The sequence below is a fragment of the Sphingomonas sp. KRR8 genome (genome assembly GCF_023559245.1).
Lineage (GTDB): Bacteria > Pseudomonadota > Alphaproteobacteria > Sphingomonadales > Sphingomonadaceae > Sphingomicrobium.
Map to the genome: position 1 here is coordinate 2,332,433 of NZ_CP097462.1, position 22,424 is coordinate 2,354,856.

Annotated in this window: 22 protein-coding genes and 1 tRNA gene; 18 read left to right on the forward strand and 5 right to left on the reverse strand. The window is 62.8% G+C overall.

The features are described from left to right. Window positions 1–9 precede the first annotated feature (9 nt). Together acnA and M8312_RS11810 are read left to right on the forward strand one after the other, a co-directional pair. A complete protein-coding gene (gene acnA / locus M8312_RS11805; protein WP_250117888.1) occupies window positions 10–2,682 on the forward strand; it encodes an aconitate hydratase AcnA in 2,673 nt (890 codons plus the stop codon). Further along, window positions 2,679–2,951 (forward strand): CBU_0592 family membrane protein, encoded by a 273-nt coding sequence (locus tag M8312_RS11810; RefSeq protein ID WP_250117889.1) that lies wholly within the window; start codon window positions 2,679–2,681, stop codon window positions 2,949–2,951. Before acnA ends, M8312_RS11810 begins: the two co-directional genes overlap by 4 nt. Here M8312_RS11810 and ygfZ read toward each other — a convergent pair. Beyond that, complete coding sequence (ygfZ, locus tag M8312_RS11815; protein WP_250117890.1) at window positions 2,902–3,615, reverse strand: CAF17-like 4Fe-4S cluster assembly/insertion protein YgfZ; 714 nt, start codon at window positions 3,613–3,615, stop codon at window positions 2,902–2,904. The two genes, M8312_RS11810 and ygfZ, sit on opposite strands and share 50 nt — an antisense overlap. A 23-nt stretch (window positions 3,616–3,638) precedes the next feature. On the opposite strand from ygfZ, the gene pyrC reads away from it, so the two are divergent. Further along, a complete protein-coding gene (pyrC, locus tag M8312_RS11820; protein ID WP_250117891.1) occupies window positions 3,639–4,673 on the forward strand; it encodes a dihydroorotase in 1,035 nt (344 codons plus the stop codon). Here the strand turns inward: pyrC and M8312_RS11825 are convergent. Next, window positions 4,670–5,434: a Crp/Fnr family transcriptional regulator gene (locus tag M8312_RS11825; RefSeq protein ID WP_250117892.1), complete on the reverse strand. Its 765-nt coding sequence runs from the start codon at window positions 5,432–5,434 to the stop codon at window positions 4,670–4,672. The genes pyrC and M8312_RS11825 overlap by 4 nt on opposite strands. A 262-nt stretch (window positions 5,435–5,696) precedes the next feature. Between M8312_RS11825 and M8312_RS11830 the strand changes: the two genes are divergently transcribed. The 8 genes from M8312_RS11830 to M8312_RS11865 all read left to right on the forward strand — a co-directional run bounded on the left by M8312_RS11830 (window position 5,697) and on the right by M8312_RS11865 (window position 11,058). Then, window positions 5,697–5,789: transfer RNA gene (locus tag M8312_RS11830), tRNA-Ser, on the forward strand. A 142-nt stretch (window positions 5,790–5,931) separates the two neighbouring features. Further along, entirely contained in the window at window positions 5,932–7,176 is a 1,245-nt protein-coding gene (locus M8312_RS11835; protein ID WP_284070216.1) for a tyrosine-type recombinase/integrase, read from the forward strand. 87 nt (window positions 7,177–7,263) lie between these two features. After that, window positions 7,264–7,887: a hypothetical protein gene (locus tag M8312_RS11840; RefSeq protein ID WP_250117894.1), complete on the forward strand. Its 624-nt coding sequence runs from the start codon at window positions 7,264–7,266 to the stop codon at window positions 7,885–7,887. A 99-nt stretch (window positions 7,888–7,986) separates the two neighbouring features. Continuing rightward, a complete protein-coding gene (locus M8312_RS11845; RefSeq protein WP_250117895.1) occupies window positions 7,987–8,175 on the forward strand; it encodes a helix-turn-helix domain-containing protein in 189 nt (62 codons plus the stop codon). A gap of 230 nt (window positions 8,176–8,405) precedes the next feature. After that, a complete protein-coding gene (locus M8312_RS11850) occupies window positions 8,406–8,639 on the forward strand; it encodes a hypothetical protein (protein WP_250117896.1) in 234 nt (77 codons plus the stop codon). Continuing rightward, the gene (locus tag M8312_RS11855; protein WP_250117897.1) at window positions 8,626–9,984 is read left to right on the forward strand and encodes a replicative DNA helicase; all 1,359 of its coding nucleotides are present in this window, start codon (window positions 8,626–8,628) and stop codon (window positions 9,982–9,984) included. The genes M8312_RS11850 and M8312_RS11855 overlap by 14 nt, the downstream gene beginning before the upstream one ends. A gap of 4 nt (window positions 9,985–9,988) precedes the next feature. Next, the gene (locus M8312_RS11860; RefSeq protein ID WP_250117898.1) at window positions 9,989–10,723 is read left to right on the forward strand and encodes a YdaU family protein; all 735 of its coding nucleotides are present in this window, start codon (window positions 9,989–9,991) and stop codon (window positions 10,721–10,723) included. Beyond that, on the forward strand, window positions 10,720–11,058 hold the full coding sequence (locus M8312_RS11865) for a hypothetical protein (protein WP_250117899.1): 339 nt from the start codon (window positions 10,720–10,722) through the stop codon (window positions 11,056–11,058). Before M8312_RS11860 ends, M8312_RS11865 begins: the two co-directional genes overlap by 4 nt. Before the next feature lie 290 nt (window positions 11,059–11,348). Here the strand turns inward: M8312_RS11865 and M8312_RS11870 are convergent, their stop codons facing one another. Both M8312_RS11870 and M8312_RS11875 read right to left on the reverse strand, forming a co-directional pair. Beyond that, complete coding sequence (locus M8312_RS11870; protein ID WP_250117900.1) at window positions 11,349–11,696, reverse strand: hypothetical protein; 348 nt, start codon at window positions 11,694–11,696, stop codon at window positions 11,349–11,351. A 1,426-nt stretch (window positions 11,697–13,122) separates the two neighbouring features. Next, a complete protein-coding gene (locus tag M8312_RS11875) occupies window positions 13,123–13,755 on the reverse strand; it encodes a hypothetical protein (protein WP_250117901.1) in 633 nt (210 codons plus the stop codon). 258 nt (window positions 13,756–14,013) lie between these two features. Here M8312_RS11875 and M8312_RS11880 point away from each other — a divergent pair, with 258 nt between their 5' ends. The 3 genes from M8312_RS11880 to M8312_RS11890 all read left to right on the forward strand — a co-directional run bounded on the left by M8312_RS11880 (window position 14,014) and on the right by M8312_RS11890 (window position 15,169). Continuing rightward, complete coding sequence (locus M8312_RS11880; protein WP_250117902.1) at window positions 14,014–14,244, forward strand: helix-turn-helix domain-containing protein; 231 nt, start codon at window positions 14,014–14,016, stop codon at window positions 14,242–14,244. Next, window positions 14,244–14,528: a hypothetical protein gene (locus M8312_RS11885; RefSeq protein WP_250117903.1), complete on the forward strand. Its 285-nt coding sequence runs from the start codon at window positions 14,244–14,246 to the stop codon at window positions 14,526–14,528. The genes M8312_RS11880 and M8312_RS11885 overlap by 1 nt, the downstream gene beginning before the upstream one ends. A gap of 458 nt (window positions 14,529–14,986) precedes the next feature. After that, the gene (locus tag M8312_RS11890; protein ID WP_250117904.1) at window positions 14,987–15,169 is read left to right on the forward strand and encodes a hypothetical protein; all 183 of its coding nucleotides are present in this window, start codon (window positions 14,987–14,989) and stop codon (window positions 15,167–15,169) included. An 86-nt stretch (window positions 15,170–15,255) separates the two neighbouring features. On the opposite strand, the gene M8312_RS11895 is transcribed toward M8312_RS11890, so the two are convergent. Further along, window positions 15,256–15,510, reverse strand: coding sequence for a transglutaminase family protein (locus M8312_RS11895; protein ID WP_250117905.1), 255 nt, complete (start codon window positions 15,508–15,510; stop codon window positions 15,256–15,258). A gap of 166 nt (window positions 15,511–15,676) precedes the next feature. Between M8312_RS11895 and M8312_RS11900 the strand changes: the two genes are divergently transcribed. From M8312_RS11900 to M8312_RS11915, 4 genes are all read left to right on the forward strand, one after another. Further along, window positions 15,677–15,826, forward strand: coding sequence for a hypothetical protein (locus M8312_RS11900; protein WP_250117906.1), 150 nt, complete (start codon window positions 15,677–15,679; stop codon window positions 15,824–15,826). Next, window positions 15,827–16,294 (forward strand): hypothetical protein, encoded by a 468-nt coding sequence (locus tag M8312_RS11905; protein WP_250117907.1) that lies wholly within the window; start codon window positions 15,827–15,829, stop codon window positions 16,292–16,294. 27 nt (window positions 16,295–16,321) lie between these two features. Next, a complete protein-coding gene (locus tag M8312_RS11910; protein WP_250117908.1) occupies window positions 16,322–17,452 on the forward strand; it encodes a hypothetical protein in 1,131 nt (376 codons plus the stop codon). A 65-nt stretch (window positions 17,453–17,517) separates the two neighbouring features. Next, window positions 17,518–22,395 (forward strand): thermonuclease family protein, encoded by a 4,878-nt coding sequence (locus tag M8312_RS11915; RefSeq protein ID WP_250117909.1) that lies wholly within the window; start codon window positions 17,518–17,520, stop codon window positions 22,393–22,395. Window positions 22,396–22,424 lie beyond the last annotated feature (29 nt).

Genomic DNA, 22,424 nt, shown 5'->3' on the forward strand with positions numbered 1-22,424 from the left:
TTGGCGCTCATGATTCCGACCGGCCAGGACAGTCTTCGCACCCGTTCCACTCTTGAGGTCGGCGGTGAACGCTACGCTTACTACAGCCTGGCCAAGGCCGCCGAACAGTTGGGCGACGTGTCGCGCCTGCCCTATTCGATGAAGGTGCTGCTGGAGAACCTGCTGCGGTTCGAGGACGGGGTGACCGTCACCCGCGATGACCTGACCGCCATGGCCGACTGGCTCAAGGAGCGGAAGATCGCGCGGGAGATCCAGTACAGGCCAGCGCGCGTGCTGATGCAGGATTTCACCGGTGTACCGGCCGTGGTCGACCTCGCCGCCATGCGCGATGCGATGAAGAACCTCGGCGGCGACCCGCAGAAGATCAATCCTCTGGTGCCTGTCCACCTCGTCATCGACCACTCGGTGATGGTCGACGAGTTCGGCACTCCCAAGGCATTCGAAGCCAACGTCGACCACGAATACGCCCGCAACCGGGAGCGCTACGAATTCCTCAAGTGGGGCAGCCAGGCGTTCGACAACTTCAAGGTCGTGCCGCCGGGCACCGGCATCTGCCACCAGGTGAACCTCGAGAACATCGCCCAAACCGTGTGGATCCAGGACGACCGCCAGGGCGAGACGCTGGCCTATCCGGACACGCTGGTCGGCACTGACAGCCATACCACCATGGTCAACGGCCTGGGCGTGCTCGGCTGGGGCGTGGGCGGGATCGAGGCCGAGGCCGCGATGCTGGGCCAGCCGGTCTCCATGCTCATCCCCGAGGTAGTCGGATTCCGCCTGACCGGCAGCCTCAAGGAAGGCATCACCGCCACCGACCTGGTGCTGACCGTCACCCAGATGCTGCGCGCCAAGGGTGTGGTCGGCCGTTTTGTCGAGTTCTACGGCCCGGGGCTTGACGCCATGACGCTGGCCGACCGGGCGACGATCGCCAACATGGCCCCGGAATATGGTGCCACCTGCGGCTTCTTCCCGGTCGATTTCCGCACGCTCGACTACCTCCGGCTCACCGGTCGCGACGAGGCGCGCGTGCAGCTGGTCGAAGCTTACTCGAGGGCGCAGGGCCTGTGGCGCGACGCCGACACGCCCGAGCCGCTGTTCACCGACACGCTGGAGCTCGACCTGTCGAGCGTGGAGCCGAGCCTCGCCGGTCCCAAGCGGCCGCAGGACCGGGTGCTGCTGTCCGACGTCGACGACCAGTTCAATGCCGAGCTGGAAGGCACCTACAAGAAGTCGCACGACCCGCGCGTGCCGGTCGCGGGCGAGCAGTTCGACCTCGGCAACGGCGACGTGGTGATCGCCGCCATCACCAGCTGCACCAACACCTCCAACCCCAGCGTACTGATCGCCGCCGGCCTGGTCGCCCGCAAGGCGCGTGCACTCGGATTGGACAGCAAACCGTGGGTGAAGACCTCGCTCGCGCCGGGCAGCCAGGTGGTCACCGACTACCTGGACCGCGCAGGCCTCAGCGAGGATCTGAACGCGATCGGTTTCGACCTCGTCGGTTATGGCTGCACTACCTGCATAGGTAACTCCGGCCCGCTGGCCGAGCCGATCAGCGCCGCCATCAACGAGAAGGACCTGGTCGCGGTCTCGGTGTTGTCGGGCAACCGCAACTTCGAGGGCCGCGTTTCGCCCGATTGCCGCGCCAACTATCTCGCCAGCCCGCCGCTGGTGGTCGCTTATGCACTCTCCGGAACCGTTCGCAGCGACATCACGTCCGAGCCGCTCGGCATTGCCCGCAACGGCGAGCCGGTGTTCCTCAAAGACATCTGGCCGACCAACGACGAAATCCGTCAGCTGATCGACGCCCATGTCCATTCGGACCTGTTCCGTGCCCGCTACGCCGACGTGTATCGCGGCGACGATCGCTGGCGCGGGATCGACGTTACGGGCGGCGATACTTACCGCTGGCCGGCCGGATCGACCTACATCGCCAATCCGCCTTACTTCGAGGGCATGACGATGACCCCGCGCCCGATCGAGGACATCAGCGGCGCCCGTACGCTGGCGGTGTTCGGCGACAGCATCACCACCGACCACATTTCGCCGGCGGGCTCGATCAAGCCTGACAGCCCGGCCGGCAAGTGGCTGCTGGAGCGGCAGGTTCCGCGGACCGAGTTCAACAGCTACGGCGCGCGGCGCGGCAATCACGAAGTGATGATGCGCGGCACCTTCGCCAACATCCGCATTCGCAACAAGATGCTTCCGGGCGTCGAGGGGGGCTTCACCCGCTTCGAGGGTGAGCAGCTGCCGATCTACGACGCGGCCATGCGCTACAAGGAAGCGGGCACCCCGCTGGTGATCCTGGCGGGGAAGGAATATGGCACCGGTTCGTCGCGCGACTGGGCAGCCAAGGGCACCGTTCTGCTCGGCGTTCGCGCGGTTATCGCGGAAAGCTTCGAGCGCATCCACCGTTCCAACCTGGTCGGCATGGGCGTGCTGCCGCTGCAGTTCCACGACGGCGAGAGCGCCGACAGCCTCGGCCTTAGCGGAGACGAGCAGTTCAGCATCGCCGATGTCGCCGCGATCAAGCCGCGTCAGGACGTGGAGGTGACGGTCACCCGTGCCGATGGCTCGACCAGCACCATCACCGCGCGCTGCCGCATCGATACGTTCAATGAGCTCGAATATTTCCACGCCGGCGGCATCCTGCCGTTCGTGCTGCGCAAGCTGGCGGCTTGACCGTCCATCTGGTCGTCGAGGTGGTGGGCTGGATCGGCGCGGCGCTGATCCTGCTCGCCTACGCGCTGCTGACGATGGGCCGGATTCCGGCGCGAAGCCTCGCCTATCAGGGCATGAACGTAGTCGGAGCGCTCGGTTTCATCGTGAACTCGGGCTATAATGGCGCGGTCCCGTCCGCCGCGCTGAACGTGGTGTGGGCGCTGATCGGCCTGGTGGCGATCAGCCGGCTGCCGCGTCGGTCAGCGCGGGCGCAAGCCACTCAGGAATGAGCGCATCGCCGAGGTCCTCGACCCGGCGATGTTCAACTGCCAGCCCAAGCTCAGGGTAGACGACCCGCGTGCGCGGACCTGGCTCGGTTGTCGGCGCCACCACCAGCCGGCGATTGACCTTGATGCGCCAGTTCATGCGGGCGGTATTCTCCTGGCCGACGTAGCAGCCCTTAGTGAAGCTCACGCCGTTGAGTTCGGCCGCATTGCACTCCAGCCAGAGCAGGTCGCCTAGTTCGGCGCGACCTTCGCACACACCCAGCCGAAGCCGGTGCTCGAGCCACTGCCTGGCGGGCTCACCGGCAGGCGCCAGCCAGCGCCGGCCAAGCGCCGGCAACCGCGGATCGGGCACGCCGTCGGCACCTTCCGCAGCCCAGTGCACCGCCAGCTGCTCATCCCGCGCCATCGTGATCGGCCGCCGCAGTCGATAGAGCGTCAGGCGCTTCACCAGTTCGTCGGAGACAGCCGCCTCGCAGTCGAGCAGCAGGTCCTCACCATCTTTCCAGACGAAGAAATCGAACAGGCACTTGCCCTGTGGCGTCAGCAGTCCCGCCCAGACCGGCAGCGCTCCGGTCACGTCATGGGTGATCAGCCCCTGCAGAAAACCGCGCACGTCCTCGCCCGCGAGTCGGATCAGCGCTCGGTCGGTGAGGGTGGTCGCGGCCATGCGGCTTAGCTAGGGAGCGGGGCGTGCAAACGCAAAGCCTCACCATCCGCCGCCCAGACGACTGGCACCTCCACCTGCGTGACGGCGACCTGCTTAGTGCGGTCGCTCCGTACAGCGCCCGCCAGTTCGCCCGAGCCATCATCATGCCGAACCTCCTGCCGCCGGTGACCACCGCCTCGGCGGCCGACGCCTACCGGAGCCGCATTCGTGCGGCCGCCGGCGAAGGGTTTGAGCCGCTGATGACCTGCTATCTTACCGACCAGGCAGACCCGGACGAGCTGGAACGCGGATTCCGTGAGGGCATCTGGGTGGCCGCCAAGCTCTATCCCGCTAACGCGACGACCAACAGCGCGCACGGCGTCACGGACATTGCCAGGCTGCGGCCGGCACTGGAACGGATGCAGCGGATCGGCATGCTCCTACTGGTGCATGGGGAGGTGACCGACCCCGAGATCGACATCTTCGATCGAGAAGCGGTGTTCATCGACCGCGTGCTGACCGGACTGCTCAGAGACTATCCCGAGCTAAAGATCGTCTTTGAGCATATCACCACCGCCGACGCGGCAAAGTTCGTCGCGGAAGGCCCGAGCCAGTTGGCGGCGACTATCACTCCGCAGCACCTTCACCTCAACCGTAACGCGCTGTTCGCCGGCGGCATCCGCCCGCACGCTTATTGCCTGCCGGTCGTGAAGCGGGAAAAGCACCGGCTGGCCGTTCGCGCCGCCGCCGTATCGGGCAGTCCCAAGTTCTTCCTCGGCACGGACAGCGCGCCTCACCTGCGCGAAACCAAGGAGACCGGATGCGGCTGTGCGGGCATCTTCAACGCGCCCCACGCACTCGAAAGCTATCTTACGGTGTTCGAGGAAGAAAGAGCGCTCGACCGCTTCGAGGCGTTCGCTTCAGAGCATGGCGCGCGTTTCTACGGCCTGCCACTCAACGAGGGTACGATCACGCTCGAGCACTCGCCGACCACCGTGGCGGAGGCGGTCGATGCTGGCGCCTCGACGCTGGTGCCGTTCCATGCCGGCGAGACCCTCGCTTGGCGGATGACCAGCTAAGGGCGAATACCACGGGCTCCGGAGGGGCCGAGAATGTCGTCGAAATGGCGTTCGACCGCCGCGTAGCAAGCACAGGACACCTGCTCGAGGCCGGCGCGGTCGACCACCTGGATGGCGCCACGGCGATAGGCGATCAGACCCTGGTCCTGGAGCATGCGCGCGACGGCATTGACGGTGGTGCGCTGCACGCCAAGCAGCCCGGCGAGGCTCTCCTGCGTCAACGCCAGCCGGTCCCCGCCGACCCGGTCCTGCGCATGCAGCAACCAGCGCGCCGCCCGCGCCTCGATCGGGTGATAGCTGTTGCACGCCACCGACTGCATCACTTGTGACAGCAGGGCATCGGAGTAGCGGCAGAACAGCAACTGCACGTCGTGGCTCTGCTCTTTGACCTTCTGCAGTACCGCCATCGGCAGAATTGCTGCCGATCCGGCGATCTGCACCACGGTACGGGCGAAGGCCGGCGTTTCGCCGCAACTGACTATTCCGCCTATTGCGCCTTCCTTGCCGATCGAGGCGACCTCGATCGAGCGCCCCGCGTCGAGTTCGACGATCATCGACACCATCAGCGTGTCGAAGGGAAAGATGCTGTGTTCCACCCGCTCGTCCTTGGCGAGCAGGGTCGAGCCGACTTCGAAGCTTCTGATGGACAGGTGCGGCTCGATGAGTGCGCGCACGTCCTCCGACAGGCCGCCCAGCAGCTTGTTCCCACTGAAGGCAGGCTCGAGCAAGTCGCGGTCCATCACGGTGATCGGCAGATCCATGCGTTACCCTATGTTCCCCACGCAGGCGGAAACGCTCTGACGCTCCACCAAATTGCGTAAAGCATTACGCCAACGAACCGAAGGGAAGCAATATCATAGATTATAATGACTTAGCCTGCGTTTTATGTCGACAATCCGACACAGGGGCGGGCGTTCCAGCGCCGCTGCCGAACTCCCTCAGGAGCACTTGCGAAGTGTTACGCGCGCTTAGGCGTTGATGGATTGGATTGCCGCCCCTATAGGCCCTCGGCACGCCGCATCCGGAGACGTGGGTGAGTGGCTGAAACCAGCGGTTTGCTAAACCGCCGTACGGGGATTACTCGTACCGAGGGTTCGAATCCCTCCGTCTCCGCCAGCGGGCTGTCCAGCGCAGTCCAGCCCCTACCAGAATCCCGCCATTGTTCGCAAGGCGTTCTGTTCACGTGTTCCAGTTTTGTCCCTTGACGACCAGCCGTAGCCACCCCATTGTGGGGTAACAGATGGCTCAGAGGTCAGGGATGCCACTAACGGCTAAGGACGTGAAGAACGCGAAGCCGGGCCGGAAATCTGACGGCAAGGGCCTCTACCTCCTTACTAAGCCATCTCCCGACGATCCTAGCAAAGCCGCGTCTCAATCGTGGGTGCTGCGCGTCATGCATAATGGCGTGCGCACAGACTACGGGCTGGGCGGCGTTGCTGACCGTCCCCTCGACGTTGATCTGCCGCTGCATAAGCGCAAGTCGCTCACGCTCGCAGAGGCGCGTGAGAAGGCCCGTATCGGGCGTGAGATTGCAAAGGCCGGGCTGAACCCCTCAAGCGAGTGGCGGCGCGAAGTCGAGCAGGAGACGCCAATCTTTGAGGTCGTTGCCAAGCAATACCTCAAGGAAGTCTCGGCAAGCTGGCGGAAGGGCAAGCACGGCGCGCAGTGGATCAACACTCTCCGTGATTACGCCTTTCCGCTAATTGGGAACTTGGCCGTGGACCAAATAGACGCGGCGGCGATCCACAAGCTGCTGTTGCGTATTTGGCTAGAGAAGCCTGAAACGGCTCGGCGGGTGCGACAGCGCATTGGCGTGGTCCTGGACTATGCCCACGGTAAGGGCTGGCGGGACACTGAGGCTCCGATGCGGGCGGTCAGCCAACTGCTTGGTGGGATCAAACAACCCAAGAAGTCACATTTTGCTTCAATGCCTCACGAAGAGCTGCCGGGCTTCCTGGCCATCCTGCGGGCTTCTGACTGGACGATCGGGAGGGCGGCACTCCAATTTCTGATTCTTACGGCGGCCCGCTCTGGTGAGGTTAGGGGCATGACGTGGCGGGAGATCGATGGCACGGAGTGGAAGATCCCCGGCGAGCGCATGAAGGCCGGCAAGGTGCACATTGTGCCCTTGGTTCCTGCCGCTGTCGCGCTGCTGGACCAGATGCGTGGCCTTCTGCCGACCAAGCCTGATGATCTGGTTTTTCCCGGTCTCAAGGGTGAGATGAGCGATGCCACTCTGGCCAAGGTCATGCGTACTGCTGGGGGCGGGGCTTACACGGTCCACGGCTTCCGCTCGACCTTCCGGGATTGGGCAGCTGACAACGGGTTCACCGACTCATGGGCGGAGAATGCCTTGGCGCACTCGAACCCTGACAAGACGGAAGCGGCGTATCGCCGGACGAGCTTCTTCGTCCAGCGTCGCGACAAGCTGATGCCAGCGTGGGCGGCTTACGCCCTTGGCGATCAGACTAACGTGGTCACGCTCGCATCTGCGCGGGCATGATGGTGGCGCGGCTAGGGTAGCTCCCGAACGGTCAGTTTCCGGCTGGCCTGCCGCGTCATTCTTACAACCGGACGCCTACGGAGGGCGATGGTGGACCAAAATCAGGAATGGATACGGTTAGGCGAGGCGTGGCGGCAATGCATCTCTGCTGATTTGTTCTTCGAAGGGGAGAAGCCCCAACAACTTCTTGGTTGGTTGAAGGATAGGCAGCTGATTGCGCGAGCAGACCCCCTCAAAAGAGCTGGCTTCCCTCTGTCTGACCCGCGCATTCCGGCGGATTGCTGGTCGCCGATGTTCCACAGCCTTGGCAGCACGAGGCGGGGCTGGGTGAACTGGGATGAGAGCCTGATGTCTTGCGGCGCTCTTGGCGCTGTTTGGCGTGCCGAGAATATTGAAGTCGAGCGGAGCGCGTTTGAGCGGCTACTGCAAGAGCACCTGTCGCCGCAACCGGAAGCTCTTCCCGCTCCAGGCGGAGTCGAAGCGCCAAAGAAAAAGGGAGCTGGTGGTGCTCCGCGGAAGGAAGACGGCTGGGATGTTTTTTGGATGGCGGTTGTGGAGCTTGCACTGGCCGAACGTCTGAATCGCTCCTTCTTCCATACGCAGGCCGAACTCAGGGAAGACATCCTAGCTACGATTGGCGATTGCCTCACAGAGAGGAGCATCAAACCCAAAGTGGCGCAGATTTGGCACCGCTGGGTCGATCCTAGTTGATGTCCAGTTCCTGTCCTGTTCCTGTCCGTCGAAAGGAGCCAACATAAAGTAGTCCACTCCTGAACGCCGACAAACACACCCGGCGGTCAGGAGAAGACAATGCAAAACGAACCTCTCGCGCTTCGTGTGAACGACGCCGCCGCCTACATTGGGTTAAGCCGAAGTCGCCTCTACGAGTTGATAGCTGATGGGGTTATTGAGGCCCGCAAGTTGGGCGCTCGCACCGTCGTGCCGACCTCCAGCCTCCGCGCCTTCGTAGAAGCCGCTCCGCGCAAGGCCGGAGCCTGAACCATGTTCGGCGAACCTGGCCACAAAAGCCGAAGCCGCCCGCCTCGGAATGAGACGCGGCGGCTCCGAACCGATCTTATCTTGGCGGACCTAGATCGTCTCGGACTCTCTACCACAGGGCAGCGCGAAGCTCAACAATTTGCCCACGCCGTGATCAGGTCCGTGGGCGTGTTCATGCACATGCAGAAGCGCCGCGAGGAAGGTCCGTTTGTGGCCGGAAAGGTGGGTCTATGACCCGCGTTCCTCCGCACCGTCTCAGGGCGATTGCGGCCGGTCTGGCCGGTCTGAACCTGCGCCACCCGCACCAGCACGTCGTGAGTGCGATCCGCGTCACGGGCTATCCAGTCACTCCGCAAGAAGATTGGTTGCTGTGCAGTTTCGAGCGCCTGCCAGTCCTCAGCGAGGGGCGCTGGGCCGCTCTCCGTGACATCGAGAAGAGGGCAGCCGCCTATGCCGGACACTGACCTCACAAATCCGGAGGCCGAGCTGTGCGTCCTCGCCTCCGCTTTGCTGGATCCCCGATTGTTGGAGCGCATGGTTGAGACGGTAAGCCCGCCTGACTTTAGCGAGCCGTTCTTCGGGGCGATCTTCGACCTGCTTGGCAAGCACCAAGCGAGGGGCAATCCGCTTACCCCTGTCACGCTCAAGCCGCTGATTGAGGGCTGGGAAGCCTACGAGCAAATGGGCGGAATGGCATGGCTGGCCGGGATCACTGGTTCAGGCGCTGCCGTTCTGGCTGGGCTCGCTTCGGCCAAGCAAGTGCGGGAGCTTGCTACCAGGCGGACGCTCGTGGCGTCTCTGCACGCTGCAGCGACCGCTGCCAGCGACTATGACGCGGAACTGCCCGACGTGCTTGTTATGGCGGACGAGGCACTCAACGCCGCCCGTGATCAGGGCGAGGAGCGCGGGGAGTATAGCGGTGCTGCCGCGCTGGACCTCGTGCTGAATGGCTTTGATGAGCCTGTCACGGGTGCACGTTGTCGCTCAATCCCCAGCCTAGACGAGCTGCTAGGCCCAATGCGGCCGAGCCACCAAATCGTGGTTGGCGCTCGTCCCGGCATGGGCAAGACCGCGCTTGCAATTTCGGCATCGCTCGGCGCGGCAGAGGCCGGGCATGGAGTCCTGTTCTTCTCGCTGGAAATGTCGGCGGAGCAGCTTGCCGAGCGAGCGGCGGCGGACCTGTGCCTAGGTCAGCGGGTGCCATACTCCTCGATTAGGGACCGCACGCTTACGGTCGAGCAGCGCCGGCACGTCTGTCGGGCGCGGGAGCGGGTGGCCGAGATGCCCCTGCAAATCGTCGATCGGCAGGGTTTGAGGATCAGCCAAATCCGCTCGCTGGTGAGGAGGTGGAAGCGGAGGTTTGAAGCCAAGGGGCAGAAGCTAGAACTGGTGGTGATTGATTACCTGCAGCTCGTGCGGCCCGATGGCAAGCTGAACGCCTACGAGACAGTTTCCGAGGTTTCCCGCTCCATGAAGGAGATTGCCAAGGAGAACGGCCTTGCGGTGCTCGCCCTGGCCCAGCTCAGTCGGGAAGTTGAGAAGCGTGAAGACAAGCGCCCACAACTGGCTGACCTGCGCGAGAGCGGTCAGATCGAACAGGACGCGGACGCGGTGCTCTTCCTGCTGCGGCCCGAGTATTACCTACAGGCCGCCGAGCCTGCGCCCCAAGATCCCAAAAGAGACGAATGGGAGCGGCAAATGAGGGACGCTGCCGGCTTGCTAGAGATCATCTGCGCCAAGCGCCGCAACGGTCGCACTGGCTGCCGGGTCGCGACCTTCCATTCAACCTATCAGGCGGTGCGGGGGTAAAAACATGACGAAAAACTCTGCGAAAATCGACGCCTGGATGCCCCTTTGGATCGGAGACTATTTGGCCGACACGCAACGGCTCTCCACCGAACAGCACGGCGCATATCTGCTCCTGCTGATGGACTATTGGCGCTGCGGTGCGCTGCCGGCCGACGATGACGTGCTTGCGCGGATTGTGGGCTTGAAAGCGTCTGTGTGGGCTAAGGCGAGGCGCGCAATTCTGCCGTTCTTTGAGGAACGGGACGGATATCTGGTGCACCACCGGGTTGAGGCTGAACGGGCCAAGGCGCTGGCGAACCAAGAGCGCCGAACAGAGAAGGCGCAAGCTGCCGCACAAGCCCGTTGGTCCAGGCAGGACAATGCTCCGGGCAATGCCCCAGGCAATGCTTCAAGCAATGCTAGAGGATATGCTCCGGAATGCCCGTCACCTTCACCTTCTTTTCCTTCGGAAAAGCCCGCTGACGCGGCGGCAGCAATCTTCGGGGGTGGGGTGGCTCTGCTCGTCCGAGCTGGCGAGACAGAGAAGCAGGCCCGGTCGTTCCTCGGCAAGTGCCGCAAGGATCACGGCAACGACAAGCTGCTGGCTGCTTTGGCTGATGCGGAGAGACTGAAACCCCTCGATCCCAAGCCGTGGCTGGTCGCTCACCTCAAGCAAGCACCGCAAGCAATCAACAGCAACGCCCTGATGGCCGGCCTCGCCCGCTCACAGGCCCTCGCAGCACAGGAGAAAGTGGCATGAAGGCTCACGCTCGCAACACCGATCCGGACACGTCGCACGAAGCGGCAGAGGCAGCCTCGATTACCATTCGCAAGATACAGCAGGAGGTGCTCGCATTCTCCTGCCAATGCGGAGTGAGAGGTTACACTGACCTGGAGCTTGCCGACTTCTTCGACAGCACTTCGTCCACGTATCGTACCCGGCGCTCTGAACTGGTGGCCTTGGGTTTGGTCGAGGACACTGGTTCGAGGGTCTCCGTCAACGGTGGTCGGCGTCATGCCATCTGGGCGGCCACACCAGCCGGCTATGCTCGGCTTGCCGCGCTGCTCGCGCTTGATCTGCCTCGGGCGGCCTGAGTGGACGAGGATGAAGTAGACGAGTGGCTGAGGGACTTCGAGCTTCCCGACGCACCCGGCGACCTCGGTGACGATGTGCCTAGTCGCTTAGATGATCTCGAACAGCTGCGGTCCAAGCGCTTTTGTATCACCGCGCTGCTACTGCTTTGTGCGCTGGTTTCGCAACGCCACGCATACGCACGCGAGGCATCTACTTCAGACATGAGTAGATGAGAGAAGCCCCCGCTTCCTTGATTTGGGCAGGGGTACTTGTGTGGCGTGGAATGTCTGCTTTGGGTGGAAAGCGGACGTTAGCTCTTGCCCCAATAATTCCTGAACGACGGGTATTCTTCGAAGCAGTTTTCGTAGTCGGGGGAAGGTATCCCTATGATAGATACCTGCCGTTCGTTCAGGCTGTCGCTGTAGTCTTGGATGAAGACCGCTTGGCACTCGACTGCGCCGTGCTCAGCCGATTCTACGACGTAAGTTAGGTTCGCGCCGCTGGGGTTGTGAGTTCCTTCAATCTCTCCAGCGTGGACCTTTGGCTCGTAACTCGCACTCGGTTCAAAAAGGCCGGTTGCCACGCCCATGGGGGGATCTGTCGCATCAAGGTTGCTGTGACCGACCAACTTACCCTCGTGGTAGATTTGGACCTTCATGGGATTAGTAGTCACATGCCCCCCGAATGTCCGCAATGGGTCGAAAGCGGTCACTGGTGGCAGACCTGAACGAACGTCCGGAAACTTGGGCTGGTCACCCGAGAGCGGACAGTCTGCTTACGGCCAAATCAAGCCGAGCCGCCACCGCCAAGAGGCTTCCTGAGACTACGACCGAATTGGGCAGTGGAAAGGGGACATTGGTGCTTTTAAGCTAATCAAATGAAACGAGCCTATCGACTTTGCCTTATCTCATGCGCTGCAATGCTGAACTCAGCATGCAGTCCTAGCGCGCCGCAGGCTTCCACAGAGAGATCTTATGCTGACGACAGCTGTGGTGGAGCACCCGCAAACTGGTCACCGCACGGGAGCGAAAGAGGGGAGCTTGCCATCTTCAATGCTCTCGCTCTCTCGCCCAAAGGTTACACTTGGAATGGCGCTCCGACGGCTGAAGCGACTGCAAGTGAATACCTGAGCCAAGTGAGTATGATGTCGCCTGCCGTCAACATTCAGGTCGTGTTCGATCCACAAAGCGATTGCGCCTCCGTTCAAAGAACAAGAGCGCTGGTAAGCCGCAAGATCCAGTGCGGAAAACGTGAAAAATGCGTGGAGTATTCCTCCGAAGCCTACGCTGCTGAAAGGCTGCGACACGCCGTCTATTGAGCTCTCGCAAATGTCTGCAATGGGTGGAAAGCGGACAACGAATTATCCGACTGCGGTCCAGATACTTTCGATAAGTCGCACAGAAAGCGATGTCACAATTGTGAGCAGCACGGCGAGAATTCGCGCCCAAGATGACCTGCGAACTTGAAGCCACAGCGTTATCGCGAACCAAAGAGCTAGCAGAGGCAGGAAGAGCGTGAGCTCTCTTGCCTTGGAGACATCGCAAGCGCGCATTGCTGGGCTGTCATCACGAGGGAGACACTCCCCCATCAGCAGCCCGTAAAGGTTAATCGCCACGCCAATGAAGCCCAGAAGGCAGGAGTGAGCAAAGCGAAACCAGCTTTCCCTGCTTGATGAGCTATTCACAAGCATCAGCTATTGCGAACACAGAACGTCCGCAATGGGTCGTAAGCGGACATACGGCTTGGATGCCGTCATGAGTGAAGAGCGGACATCTGCATACGTCGCATGATGTTAGAAAGAGCCCCGCCTCCGTTCTGGAAGCGGGACTCAATGTTAGCTGTGGAACAGGGCTGTCAGTCCTAGAACGATAGCCAAGGCTCCAAACTTCACCGCGAAGCGCTGGAGCGTGGTCATTGGTGAATTCCCCCGTGGTGTGGGCAAGTGGGATCCCCCGCGTGCAACTCGTCCAGGCGCTCGATCGCACGGGCGACAAGGCGCTTGAGGTAGGGACGGGGAAGGCTCGGGATTGCCGCTAGGGAAAGGGGGAGCGCCGCAGCGCTCCCGATGTGGTGGGTTGCCATGCTCATGCCCTCCCGCTGGAGAGGAAGCGGCGAAGGTCGGCATGGGTTTGGTCCTCGACGCCCTCACTCCAAATGCCCTCACCGGGGGTGTAGAGCTTGCCAACCTTCCACAGCAGAGCCTCGCCGTCGGGCGCGGGCATGTCGAGCAAGGCGGTCTCGGCCTCGACCTGCAACTCTATGGCGACTTCGTAGGCGGCATGCGCCTCGCTCCAACCCGCTTTGCGGTCCAGCGCCTCGATCTGCGCCTTGCGAGCGTCCGCCGCCTCAATCAGGCGGTGGTAAGCGCGGTAGGTGTCATAGTTGCCCGGAAGGTCTTCGATGTAGCGAAGGGTCTTCATGCTGCTCCGGGCCATTGCGACATGCACCTCGTGTTCGGTGCTGATGTTGCCGGAGGGCGTCGCCAAGGTGACATGTGGCACCTTCTCCCGCAGCGCGTAGAACCGTGCGTCCGCCTCCTCGGTCAATTTATAGAGACGATCAGCCTCTCTGGTTAGGCGCTGTAGCTCGGCTGACTTGGCATTCCACTCCCGGCGGTCGGCCTGACGAGGGAGCGTGGCGGTGGCCGGAACGCTGAGGAACGCGGCGGCGGTGGCGATGCCCTTCAAAGCATCGCGACGGGTGTTACCGGCGCTCACAGCCCGGCACTCCGAAGGGCCAGCGCAACAATCGGGGCGGACCCGATGAGCAGCGCGGCGATGATCGACCCTACCGGGCCAAGGCGGCTTGTGGTAATCTGCTTGGTAGCCATTGGAAGTTTCCCCTTCCTTGTGGTCAGCCTCGGGGGAGTGGGGCCTAATCCGCTCCCTCGGGGCACCTGCCATCTAGCAGGATGCACTATAAGTGCACCTCAATGCACCTTGCGTCAAGTGGCTACTCGCACTAAAAGTGCACTCATGAACGCTACTCAGTCGCGCATGGCGCGGGCCGCTCTCGATTGGAGCTTGGATGACCTCGCTCGTGAATCCGGAGCGAACCGCCGTTCACTTGTGACCTTTGAGAACGACGGCCAAGTGCTCGCGTCCACGGTCGAAAAGGTTCGGCAAGCCTTCGAGCGCGAGGGTGTCGTTTTCATCGGCAGAGGAGTGTTCCGTGGCGGCGTCGTTCCACCTGTGGAGGGTGCCTGATGATCAGCCGCGCTCTCGGATTGGCGGTTCTTGCACTGAGCGCATCGTCTTGCGGTGGCAACGATCTCGTCAAGAACTCCAGCTCACTCATCACCCACGTCGAAGGCCATCGCTATGGCCGTGCCTCAGATCAGTGGATCGAGATGGTGAACATGTCGAACGAGTGGGAGAAGGTCGGGCTCATCTTTGGCTACACCGACGATCGGGCTGAATGCGTCAAGGCAATAGAGGGTCTAAAGCGAGCCAACGAGGGTCGGGAGTATCGCTGTGAGCCGGCGAATTGAAACCGACTTGGCAGATACGCACGCGCGCGAGGGCCGACGCCTAAAATAGGCGGATTTAGGCTGGGGGGGAGTCAGCTCGGTTTATTCGTTGCGCCTCAAGGACTTGGGCCATTGTGGCGCGGCGATCCGCGCTGATAAACAATCAACGATTATCAAAGCGCAGCGGGGCGGCGGACCTTAGAAAACCTAACATCGCGGCGCGGAGTTTCCGCAGTTTTCGCAGGCCATAAAAACGGGAGGATCGTTTGCTACCCTAGTGGAAAGTAGCAGAGCCGGCCGTGGTGATAATACACCGGGGGAACACCGGGGCCGGGCATTAAAATAGTGAGAAATAGTGCGGAGCAGCTGAGGGGCTAGGGCAATAAAATAACAACGGAAAACCTTGTCGTCCCGTTGATTAACTTTCAAACAATCAAAGCGGGCTTGCTGGCGAAGGACGGGAATCCCATACTGCCGGCATGGCTGGCCTCGCCCCCATCCTTCTGTTCACCCTGGCTCTCGTAAGCTGGGCAACCTCGTGGGGATGGCTGCGGGCTGTCAGCGTGCCTACCGAGGCTAACCGGGTGCGGGCTGCTCGGTTCACTGGCTGGGCCTTCGCCTTTGTCGGGATCGCCTGCGGGCTGTTGCTGCTCACCCTGTAAATACAGGCCGGAACACGCGGCACGGTTGAAGACAATCAACCGTAATCAAGACTGCTAAACTAATCGAAAGCAGCAAAGCGGCCCCGTCATCCTCGGCGCTGGCCAAGCGCTAGGTAGATCGCGTTTGCAGCCGCTGTCACACCGGCACTGCGGTCGTGGTCCTTCTCGCAGTCCAGCTCACGCCAGAAGCTCTCGAACGGCCAGCGGGGTAGTTGCTGGCCCGGCCTCCCGAAGTGCAACAGCCAGGCGAGCGCCAAAGCTAGGCCGGGCCCCCTCTTCACTGGCCCCTTGTAGGATGCCGCCGCCGCTTCCTCGATCGCTTCGAGGGCAAGCACCCTCATCCGCTCTGAGGCGCTGAACGGTCGAGGATCTGGCTGTGGTTTGCGAGTCACGCCCTAGCATAGCGATTAGAACAAACTGGCAACATTCCTTGACTTGTGGTCACAATTGTGCTACCGAGAACTTCTCTCGCGGTGTTCGCGAGACACTCACGCCGGGAGGCTGTTGGTGAAAACTTCCATGCACGGCAGCTTGCTGCGTGTCCGGGTTAATGAGGCGCTGATTGCGCGTGCTGCGGCTCGTGCGCAGCAGGACTCCATGACGCTCTCCGAGCTGGTGCGCCAAGCGCTCCGCCGTGAACTGAGCGAAGCCGCCTAGATGGGCGATAACGAACTCTTCGCCCTTGCCGCAACCGGCAACGTCTCTGCCGTGTTGGAGCTTGCCAACCGGGCAACCGCTTCCTTCGCTCTTGGCGTGCCGGAAGCGATCGGCGGGGCTGAAGTCCTGTTCCGTCTGGCGGCGGCTATGGACCAGACTTTTCAGACGGGCCTTGCCGGGTTCCTGCTCGGTCGTGGTCAAATCCTTACCAACGCTGGGGAGCCTGAGCGCGGGGAGGCCCTGCGGAATGAGGCAATCGGCATTCTCAAGGGCGTGGTGATTAGCGGCCATCCCGATGGGATCGGGACGCTAGCAATGGCGCTGCAATGCCTGGCCGACGATGGCGATGAGCAAGCCGCTCTCGAACTCAATCAAATGATGGAAGCGCTGTCAGCGGAAACGGCGGGGCAAATCCGGTCAGACGTGGCCGACGCAATGAAGCTGATGGAAACGATGGCCGGTCAGTAACCGAGCCGCTGGGGGGTTTTACAAATCATGCCGGGAATGTTTGCCAGTTACGATCCGCGAATGATGGCTGGCGGGAGTGTTCCCAGCATCGGCGATCTTGGCGCTAGCCTTAGCGGCACCGTCCGCAAGCGCGGCCTCATCAACGTGGGCGGTCTTTCGGACGTCATGCAGGGCAATCTCGCTCAGATGGGCTCCATGCCTGTCGAGCCGCAGATGCCGGGCGGCGCTCCGGTGCAGGGCGCTGCGATGCCCCAAGGTGGAATGTTTGCTGGCGCGCCTTCGCTCGTCGGCCCGAACGCTCGCCAGCTTGGCACCGGGCTTCCGCAGTTGGATGACGGCGGCGCGCATATGAACGCCCTCCTTGGCCAGAATGCGGCCATTGGGCAGCGTCGTTCGGACAAGCGCCATGAGGTGCTGCAAGCAGTCGCCAACGGGCTGCTTTCCTTCTCGGCCAGTCAGGGCAATCCCGCTGCTCTGGCGATGCTGCAAGACAACCTCTCGCGGGGCAAGGAAGACCGTGCCGCGAAGCAGCGGATGGCGATCTATCAGGCAGAGCTTGAGGCGAAAGCGCATGAGCCCCGCACGGTCGGCAACTCACTGGTGCAACAGTCGGCGGACGGTTCTTATACGCCGCTCTACACGGCCCCGCAGCCGTTTGAGCAATATGCTTCGGCGCTCGGCTATCAGCCTGGCACTCCCGAATATACCGAGGCGGTAAAGAACTACCGGCTGGGCGCATGGAACGATGATGCCGTTGCCGCCAAGCAGGGCCTCGCTGGTTATCGTTACGACCGGATGGGCGAACTTCAGGACGACCGCCTAGCCGTCACTCGTCGCGGGCAAGACCTGATGCACACTGACCGGCAAGGCACCATCTCCGCCACGCTCCACGGGCAGAACCTTGCTCATGGCGATCGGGTGCGCGGGCAGGATCTTGTTCACGGCGACCGCACGGCGACGATCCAGCAGCGCGGACAGATCGCCGGGCAGACTGATGCTCGGATTAGGGGCAGCGCAGCCTATCAGGGGCGCAGTGGGCGTCACAGCAATGCCGCTGGCGGCGGTGAAACCTATGCCAGCAATCCGAACACGGGCGCTCAGATTGTGCTCCGCAATGGCACTTGGGTTGATCCTAAGACCGGCCAACCTGTCCACTGATGCCGACACCTCCGCTCCCTCCGGGTTTCCAGCTTGTCCCTCCAGCAGGGGGCGGCCAGCGCGGCATGTTCGCGCCTCGCCGCGATCCCAACTTGCTCAAGCCCCTGCTCGATAGCGGGGTGGTCCCGACGAACGGCTACCGGACGCCGGCAGACATTCAGCGGCTGCGGGCGCAGGGCTACACGCCCGCTCCCAACTCGCTGCACCTCAAGGGGGATGCCGTGGACCTCACGCCGGGAACCTCCGGCTTGAGCATGGCGCAGCTACAGGCACGGGCGCAGCAGATTGCGAAGACGTGGCCGGGTGCCAAGGTGCTGAACGAGGGCGATCACACGCACGTCCAGTTTCCGGGCTGGGGCATGGCTCCAGGCACGCCGGGAACGCCTAACAGCGGCCTCCCGCCTCTTCCCTCGGGGTTCCAGCTACAGCAGCGCGGTTCGCTCAAGGATTGGAAACCGGGCGCGGTCCACGATGGCGACACCTTCCGCTTGCCTGATGGTCGCAACGCCCGCTTGTCGGGGGCCGATGCGTTCGAGCTACAGCAGCAAGGCCGCAAGCCGGATGGTAGCCTAGTGCCGCTGGGGCAGGAGTCCCGCAATGCACTGACACAGGCGCTGCCCGGAACAGCCATCAACTTCACTGGTGGGCAGACCTATGGCCGTCCGCTCGTCACGCTCGATAAGGGCGGACTGGACCCGGCGCTTGGGATTGTCCGCTCGGGCTTGGCGCTGGCTACCCCTGAATACCTTCAGGGCGATGCTCGACTTGCTCCCTACATGGAAGCGGAGCGACTGGCCCGGCTGAACCGTCTGGGCGGGTTCGGGACCAATGCCGAGACGCCCTCTCAGTTCCGGCACAAGGACGGCCCGTGGAGCGGCACAACGCCGGGCGCTTTCGGGCAAGGCTCCGATGCCGTGTTCGGTGACGAGGCCACGCCATTTCAGGGGCTCCGTCCAGAGATTGCCAAGGGCTATCAGGACGTGCTGCTCAACCCGTCCAGCACGGCTGACGATATTCTAGCCTATGCCAAACAGCAGGGCTTTGAGGTTCGCCGGGGTGACGTTCAACGCTACGTCAAACAGCGCAACGCGGGCGGCAAGGTCGATCCCACCCTGCGCTACGCAGCCACACCCAGGCCAATCACCGATGCAGGCGATGGCAAGTTCGGCTCCTTCGCTCGCGGCTTCGGCGATCCGATCAACATGATTGATGAGCTGGGCGGTGTTGCCGACAGCGTTGGCCTGACGGGTGGCCGTGAAAACGTCTTCAACTCGAACCGACGCTTCGGTGACATTCTCTGGAACAACATCGACCAGAACCGCTCGATCCTCGCCCATGATGAGGAATACCATCCGATTGCCAGGGTGGGCGGTCAGCTAACCTCTGGCGTGCTGATGCCGTTCGGCGCTGCTGCCAAGACCCCGCTGGCGCTTGCCAAGGTCGGGGCGATTGAGGGCGGCCTGGCTGGCTTTGGCGCTGGTGAGGGTGGCATTGGGACTCGACTGCCTAACGCAGCGCTGGGAACGGCTCTGGGCGCGTCTGGCGGTTATCTGCTGGGGCATACCGCTAACGCTGCCAGCTCGCTCGTCGGCAAGCTCCGCAGCACGGCTCGACCATTGGCGGAAGAGGCGGGCTTTGAGGCTGCGCCAATCGTCAACGATGGGGTGCAGAATGCCGGCCCGACGCCTGCCGCTCGATCGCAGCCGGAGGGTGGGGCTTATCACGCAGCGGGATTGCCACCGATGCGCTCGGGCAAGCTGCGCCATCCCGTCGCTGTCAATGCAGCCATGCGGGCGGAAGACGGCGCTCCCAAGCTTGTCGGTCCTGCAATGGCGGATGCCCCTCCGCCGCCTCCTGGCTTCGTGCCTCATGCGCCGTTTGGCGTGACCCGTCCGATGGGCTCGCCCCTGACCGCTCCAGAGATTGCCAGGCTGGGTGAGGAAGTAATGCCCGGCTCGGTCCTTGCTCGACCGGCTAGCAATGTCTCCACGCTTGAAGAGGCAATGAAGGCCAACCCCGGCACCTCGCGGCTGCTTGAGTCCCCGGACGAGTTCAATTTGCTGGTAGGCCGCAAGGTCCGCACCAGTGCGGGCGGTCAAATCAGGTTGCGGGGTCCGCTCGATCTAACGCAGCGCATCCGCCAGATGGGCGGCGTCAACGATGTGGGCGGTGATCTGGCGCACTCCGGGATTACCAATGCGCCTCGCCGAATGGACTTTGGCGGAAACGAGCAGTTCCTCGGCAAGCTGGTTCACCCTGATGGCATGGGCATGGATGAGGCTGCCGCCCGCCTGATCGAAGACGGCCATCTGCCGGAAGGCACCGGCACTGAAGACCTCAAGGCCATGCTGCTCGATGAGCAGAACGGGCATCGCTACTTTCATCCGGACGATCTGAACGAGGTTGCCGACTTCACTGACGCCCGCCGCCAACGCTTCGGTATCGAGCAGGCGGCAGCGGACGGGAGCCCGCTCCACGAGGACATTGGGCAGACCGTCAATCTCGACGACCTCGCCGCCAACACTCCGCCCACCTCCGCCTATGAGGACGGGCCTCGCCTCACGGGCAAGGTTGGCAACATCAACCTCGACCGGCTGGAAAACGCCGGCGACGTGTCACAGCTTATCGACCACATCTCTTCGCGAGTCGGTGGGTTCGATGCGGCGCAGCGTGGACGGATCACTCACGAGGAAACGCAGAAGCTGGCGGCTGAAATGGGCCTCAAGCCCGAGCAGTTGCTACAGCGCAAAGCTGGGCAGGCTCTCAATGCCGAACAGCTCTATGCGGTACGGACGCTTGCTCAAGCCTCCCGCCAGACGGTCGCCAAGCTGGCGCAAAAGGCTGCGAACAGCGGGGCCGACGAGGACTTGCTGGCTTTCCGTAAGGCATGGGTGCGGCACGTTGCGATCGAGGAACAGGTGTCCGGCGCAACGGCGGAAGCTGGCCGTGCGCTCCAGGCTATGCGGATGCTCGCAAAGGGTGGGGACGCTCGAACCGATGCCGTGAGGGCTTACCTCAAGGGTGCTGGCGGCTCCGAGAATATCAGGGATGCGGCGCAACGGATTGTCGATCTCATCGAAGATCCGGCCAAGGCTGACCACTTCATGCGCGAAGGCCTCAAGCCAACGTGGCGCGACAAGTTCAATGAGCTGTGGGTCAACTCGCTGCTGAGCGGCCCGAAGACGCACGTGGTCAACTTCGTCGGCAACGCGCTCACCTCGCTCTACTCGCTGCCCGAACAGGGACTTGCGGCCGGCATTGGCAAGGTGCTGGGTTCGGCTGACCGTTCCTATGGCGGTGAGGTAGGGGCGCGTGTCTCGGGCCTCGCAAACTCTGCCGTAGAAGGCATCAAGAGCGCCAGGCAGGCGTTCATGACTGGTGAGCCGCTGGACGCTGCCACCAAGGTTGAGGCTATCCACCATGACGCGATCGGGGGCAGGCTCGGTAAGATTGTTCGACTGCCAACCCGTGCGCTGACGGCTGCCGATGAGTTCTGGAAGACCATCAACCGCAACGCGGAGCTTCACGCCCTCGCCTATCGCCGGGCCGTGAACGAGACGAGCGGCGCTGCCGAACGCAAGGCCCGTTACGAGCAGCTTGTCCGCAACCCTGATGGCGGTATGCTCAGGCAGGCGGATGAAGCTGCCCGCTATTACACCTTTCAAAAGGAACTCGGCGCGTCGGGTAAGGCGATCCAGCACTGGGCGAACGAGACGCCCGGCGCGAAGATCATCGTGCCGTTTGTGAAAACCCCCATCAACATTCTAAAGTTTGCCGGGGAGCGGTCGCCGTTCGCCATGCTGAGCAAGAATGTCCGCTCCGAGATAATGAAGGGCGGGCAGGCTCGGGACCAAGCTCTCGCCAAGATGACGCTCGGCTCTGGCCTGTCTGTGGCGGCGGTGCTCGCGGCCATGAACGGCAAGGTCACGGGCGGCGGTCCTGTCGATCCCCAGGAACGCATGGCGTTGCAACAGTCGGGCTGGCAACCTTACTCGCTGCGGGTTGGTGACAAGTGGATCAGCTATCAACGCTTTGATCCGCTCTCGACCTTGTTTGGTGCGGCGGCGGACTTTGCCGAAATTGGCCGCTACGCCCGTCCGGGCGAAGCCGACAACCTCGCCCTTGCGCTCACCCAGGCCGTTGCCAAGAACGTGACGAACAAGACGTGGCTCTCGGGCCTGTCGGATGCCTTTGACGTGCTGAGCGATCCCCAGCGCTACGGTGGCAAGTATGTTCAGAACATGGCCGGCTCGATGGCGGTCCCAGCCATTGCCGCACAGACGGCGCAAGCGACTGACCCCTATATGCGTGAGGTGCATGGCATCCTCGAAGCGATACGCGCCCGCGTGCCGGTGCTGTCGCGTGGGCTGCCGGTTAGGCGCAACGTGTGGGGCGAACCTGTCGAGCGCGGTGATGCTGTCGGCCCTGACATTCTAAGCCCCATCTACGGGACCAAAATTGATACCTCGCCGGTCCCACAGGAGATTGCCCGGCTGCGGGTTCCGCTTTCCATGCCGAAGCATCAGGTCACGGTGCAGGGCAAGCGGGTGGATCTCAATGCGCAGCAATACGACCAGCTTGTGCAGCTCGCCGGAAAGCCCGCCCGGACCTATCTCGCGCAGTACGTCGCCTCGCCCGAATATCAGGCGATGAGCGATGAGCAGCGCCGAGACGCCATTTCCGAGGCGATGAAGGATTTTCGCGCAAGCGGCGTGGACGCCCTGCGGGGTATGTATCCCGAGTTGGGCGGGGGGTATGGACTGGGTGACGTTAAGCCGCTTCCGCCCGGCTTCTCGCTGAACAACTCTCCAGCGTTACGATCTGCACTTCCGGCGCGGCCTGCGCCTGTCCGTCCCTCGCTTCCAGTTCAGCCGCCTCGCCCTGCGAGCGGTGTTCCGCCGTTGCCACCTGGCTTCATCCTTAGGGCTGGTACCGCGCACTGACGGGGCCAGCTCCCTCAACCCACTCATCG